Origin of the sequence: Sunxiuqinia dokdonensis (assembly GCF_001270965.1) — a bacterium.
Classification (GTDB): Bacteria; Bacteroidota; Bacteroidia; order Bacteroidales; family Prolixibacteraceae; genus Sunxiuqinia; species Sunxiuqinia dokdonensis.
Genome location: NZ_LGIA01000127.1, coordinates 1 through 5188, shown reverse-complemented (window position 1 = coordinate 5188; position 5188 = coordinate 1). Strand labels below are relative to the sequence as shown.

Sequence of the window (5188 nt, the reverse complement as noted above, 5' to 3'; positions counted from 1 at the left end):
TTTTGAAATGAAGTCATTTCGGCTTTTAAAAAGTTCGGAATGGCTTCTTTCTTTTAACAAACCAATAAGTAATGAAATTTAAATCAATTATATACAGTATATTGGGGGGGCTTTTTTTTGCATCTTGTTCAAGTTCAGAGCCAGCAGAAAAAGTGGTTCCTGAAAAAAGAGAGAAGACTGCATTTCAGACGTCCAACCCGTGGAAGCCAGTTACCGACGTTCGGGCTGACGTAGCTATTGTGTACAGCGTTCGTGATCATCACCGTAATAATGGGATGACATTTGAAGAGCGTGTCCAAAGCTGGCGAGACAAAGGGTATATCACGCACTTTATGACAGGTATAGCCTGGGGTGAATATCAGGATTATTTCACCGGGAAATGGGATGGTGAGTCTCATTTGGATGAAGGGCAGGTAACACAGCGCGGAGACACGATTTGGCACGGACGAATGGTTCCCTATATTGTGCCATCAAAGAATTTTATTAAATACATCAAAGAGACTCAGATAAAGCGGGTCATTGATGCCGGTATCGATGCAATTTTTCTTGAAGAACCGGAATTTTGGGCACGTGCAGGCTATAGCGAAGCATTTAAAAGAGAGTGGAAAGAGTACTATGGGTTTGACTGGCGTCCACAGCATGAGTCTCCTGAGAATACCTATTTGTCAAATAAATTAAAGTATCACCTGTATTATCGGGCTTTGGACGAGTGTTTTTCCTATGCAAAAGAATATGGCAAAAGTAAGGGCATGGACGTGCGTTGCTATGTGCCAACCCATTCCTTGGTTAATTATTCACAGTGGCAGATTGTAAGTCCAGAGGCGAGTCTTGCCTCCTTGCCATCAGTCGACGGATATATTGCACAGGTTTGGACTGGGACTTCCCGAACACCGAATTATTTTGATGGAAAGCAAAAAGAAAGGGTTTTTGAAACAGCCTATCTTGAATATGGTTCAATGGAATCTATGACGGCCCCAACGGGGAGAAAAATGTTCTTTTTGACTGATCCAATTGAAGATTGGCCAAGGGACTGGGTTGACTATAAAAAGAATTACCAGGCAACTTTCACGGCCCAGCTGCTGTATCCGAACATTGCTGACTACGAAGTAATGCCATGGCCGGACAGAATTTATGAAGGACTCTACAAAACAAGTGCGGACAGTGATAAGAAGGAGCAGATTCCTCGTTTCTATTCCACTCAAATGCAGGTTATGATAAACTCATTGAACAGTATGCCATTGTCTGACAACAAATTATCCGGTTCAGAAGGAATAAGCGTGTTAATGGCAAATTCATTAATGTTCCAGCGTTTACCCACCCATCAGGGCTATGAAGATCCTAGTTTTTCAAATTTCTATGGTCAGACTTTACCATTTCTGAAACGTGGTGTTCCTGTTAAAACAATGCATTTAGAGAATGTTTCTTATCCTGAAACCTGGAAGGACACCAAGGTTTTAATTATGTCGTACTCGAATATGAAGCCTGCTGACCCAAAGGGGCACGAGTATATTGCAGAATGGGTGAAAGGTGGAGGTGTGCTTGTTTATGCCGGACGCGACATTGATCCATTTCAGTCAGTTCAGGAGTGGTGGAACACTGGTGAAAATCAATACAAAACGGCTTCTGAGCACCTGTTTGAACTGTTGGATATTCAATCTTCAGGAGAAAGCGGTGAGTATAAATACGGAGCGGGTACTGTGTATATAATCCGTCAAGATCCAAAAGAGTTTGTTTTGGAAGCTGGCCAGGATAACGAATTTGTCGGTATTGTTAAACAGCTTTATGAGGAGACCGCTAAAGCTGGAGAATTGGTATATAAGAATAATTTTTACCTGGAGCGCGGTGCTTACGATTTAATTTCCGTGTTAGACGAAAGTGTAAGCGATGAACCGTTTGTGCAGAAAGGTCGATTAATTGATTTATTCGATCCTAAATTGCCCGTCCTCAACGAAAAAACAGTTTTACCCGGAGAGCAGGCTTACCTTCTAAATGTGAATAGGATCGAACATCAGGATAAGCCACAGGTTTTGGCTGCTGCGTCGCGTGTTTACGATGAGGTGACAACAAGAAGTAGCTATTCTTTTATTACGAAAAGCCCATTAAATACAACCAATGTAATGCGAGTCCTACTGCCCGACACTCCAAAGGAATGGCATGTTTTTGACCACCAAGGGAATGTTCTTAACGGTACCTCGTGGGAGTGGGATGAGGCAAGTAAAACAGGATTGTTAGGTTTTGAAAATGATCCTGAAGGAATCAAAGTTGATATCAAATGGTGATCATTATCTTTTGAATATCCAAGCTTTGAATAGGTTGTGATCCTGTTTGAATTAAAGAAATGTGTGCCATGGCCTGAGCCCATGGACGCATTTCCGAAGGAGTGGAACGGTTTAATATTTTGTATCAGCTTTAAATCAATATGCAGGAAGAAGGATTTTTTTTGAGCTAATCTGGCCAGCTAAAACTAATAACGTGTTAATCGATATGATCGTGTGAATTAATTCTAACTAAATCTTTTCGTTATGAAATCATCAGCAATTTTAAGTTTCGTGGTGTTATTTGTTTGTATAGGCATTTCAGGACTGTGTAATACGAATAAAGCAGAATCTATGACAAAAGGGCCGCAAGATCAGATAGACGGATTCCTGGGGCAATGGACTTTTGACTTTGGGAACAGCGCTGTCGGCTGGCTCCAGGTGAGACAGGAAGATGGCTATTTGGATGCCGATCTGATGTGGGGCGGTGGAGGCGTATTCTATGGCTTGCCCTATGTTTATGTTTCTGGCGATGCGTTGTATCTTGGCCGAAATCCTCGTAAGGCAACTTTGGCCAAGGATACTCAGGGAAATGCGACGATTACACGAGATTACCCAACTTGGATCGAATTGAAGCGGGATGGTGATAAAATCAATGGGTTTTATTTAAGTCCAAAAGTCACAGGTCTTGGTGTTGATTCGGTTTTTATTGACGGAACCAGGCTTCCTGATGTTCCTCCTGCGCCGGATTTGAAGAACTTAAAGTATGGAAAACCAATTCAATTGATTGAAAACAAAAATAACCTCAAGGGATGGCGACTAATTGAGGATCATCTCGCGAATGGCTGGTCGGTAACAGATGGCATTTTAACTAATAATCCGGTTCAAAAAGAAGGAGCTGCGCCAATTCGATATGGTAACCTCAGGACGGAAAAGGTATTTGAGGATTTTAATTTGAAGCTGGAAGTTAACGCTCCTCAGGGCAGCAACAGTGGAGTATATTTGCGCGGCATGTATGAGGTACAAGTGGCAGATTCGTATGAGCGTCCGCTAACTTGGGGAGGTAGTATGGGAGCTATTTTTACAAGAATTCTTCCCACTGTCAAAGCGGAAAAGCCAGCTGGTGAATGGCAAACCTTGGATATCACCTTGTGTGATAGGCATGTAACTGTAGTGTTAAATGGCACAACGATTATTAATAATCAACCTGTTCATGGTGCCACAGGTGGAGCTATTCAGTCTGATGTGTTTGCTCCAGGGCCCATATACCTACAAGGAGATCATACAGGAATATCATTCCGTAATCTGGTTCTTACTCCAATCATTAAATAATCGGCAATTATTAAAATTTGATTATTATGAAGTCGAAAGAATCGAAAACCATAAGTCGGAGAGGTTTTATTACAACCTCTAGTATTGTTATGGGCGGGTTTACTGTTGTTCCCTCGCATGTAGTTTCGGGACTCGGTCATGTTGCCCCAAGTGATAAACTGAATATTGCAGGTATTGGTATTGGAGGAATGGGACGGGTAGATCTGGAAGATGTTGCAAAGACTGAGAATATTGTTGCTCTCTGTGATGTTGATTGGAATGATTCGGTAAACAATGTGTTTGACACCTACCCGAAAGCCAAGAAATTCAAAGACTTTCGAATGATGCTGGATGAGCAGAAAGATATTGATGCCGTGATAGTTGCCACTCCGGATCATACGCATGCTCTTATCAGCATGGAGGCAATGAGAAGGGGAAAGCATGTTTACACGGAAAAGCCGCTGACTCACACGGTCTATGAAGCAAGGATGTTAACAGAAGCGGCCCGGAAGTATAAAGTTGCAACACAAATGGGTAATCAAGGCCAGGCCAGCGACGCTTCTCGTCGGATTCAAGAGGTGATTTGGGATGGGGTGATTGGACCAATACAGGAGGTACATGTGTGGACTGATCGTCCAAATCGGGGGCTTGCTGATACCTATTGGCCTCAGGGAGTGAGACGACCACAGGATACGCCTCCTGTACCTGAAAGTCTTGATTGGGATCTTTTCACCGGTCCTGCTCCTTTACGTCCGTATCATTCGGATTATCACCCATTCCGATGGCGGGGGTGGCTCGACTTTGGTACCGGGGCTCTTGGAGATATTGGCTGTCATTCGTTTGATACGGTTTTTCGAGCATTGAAGCTGAAATATCCAACAAGTATTCAGGCGGTTTCCACGTTGGTAAATGATGAAACTTATCCGCTTGGCTCGATCGTAACCTATGATTTCCCGGCACGAAAAGAAATGCCACCATTGAGGCTTACCTGGTATGATGGTGGATTGCGTCCTCCACGTCTGCCAGATATGGGTGATGATGTTCAATTGGGAGCGGGGGGAGTTCTTTATGTTGGAAGTAACGGGAAGATTCTGGGAAATCGAATTCTTCCTGATTCTTTGAGCGACTCTTATCAAAGGCCAGAGCCATATCTTGCTTCGTCTCCCGGACATCGAATGGAATGGATACTCGCTTGTAAGGGCGGCGATCCGGCAGGTTCCAATTACGAATGGGCCGGACCTTTGACGGAAACCGTTTTGTTGGGCAATATTGCACTGAGACCTGAATTGAGAGAAAAGCTGAGTTTTCAAAGTCTGAGTTTTGATCCCGAGAAACTTAGTTTCCCGAATATGCCTGAGGCAGATCAGTTTATACACTATAAATACAGGGATGGTTGGGCCTTATAATCAATAATAACAGGCTTTTAGTGTCCGTTGGTTTGAGAGGGCATTGAAAGTCTGTTATGTCTTTAAATTTAATCTTGGTTTTAAAATGAGAAACAGATTGTTCTTTTTGTGTGTGGTCGTTTACAGTTTTATGTCTCTTGAAATTAAGGCACAGACCTTGCAACCGGTTGATTATGTGAATACCCTGATGGGTACTGATTCTGAATTTAAACTATC

3 protein-coding genes are annotated in these 5188 nt (G+C 42.9%); all 3 read left to right on the top strand.

Going from position 1 to position 5188, the window contains the following annotated elements:
• The first annotated feature begins 71 nt into the window (after positions 1-71).
• On the top strand, positions 72-2279 hold the full coding sequence (locus NC99_RS07840; protein ID WP_157624660.1) for a hypothetical protein: 2208 nt from the start codon (positions 72-74) through the stop codon (positions 2277-2279).
• A gap of 243 nt (positions 2280-2522) precedes the next feature.
• Positions 2523-3587 (top strand): 3-keto-disaccharide hydrolase, encoded by a 1065-nt coding sequence (locus tag NC99_RS07835; protein WP_082326371.1) that lies wholly within the window; start codon positions 2523-2525, stop codon positions 3585-3587.
• A gap of 26 nt (positions 3588-3613) precedes the next feature.
• Complete coding sequence (locus NC99_RS07830) at positions 3614-4972, top strand: Gfo/Idh/MocA family protein (RefSeq protein ID WP_053181885.1); 1359 nt, start codon at positions 3614-3616, stop codon at positions 4970-4972.
• Positions 4973-5188 lie beyond the last annotated feature (216 nt).

Excerpts from the sequence above, each read along its gene's own strand:
- NC99_RS07830 (WP_053181885.1), top strand. The coding sequence starts at position 3,614 with ATGAAGTCGAAAGAATCGAAAACCATAAGTCGGAGAGGTTTTATTACA.
- NC99_RS07835 (WP_082326371.1), top strand. The coding sequence starts at position 2,523 with ATGAAATCATCAGCAATTTTAAGTTTCGTGGTGTTATTTGTTTGTATA.
- NC99_RS07840 (WP_157624660.1), top strand. The coding sequence starts at position 72 with ATGAAATTTAAATCAATTATATACAGTATATTGGGGGGGCTTTTTTTT.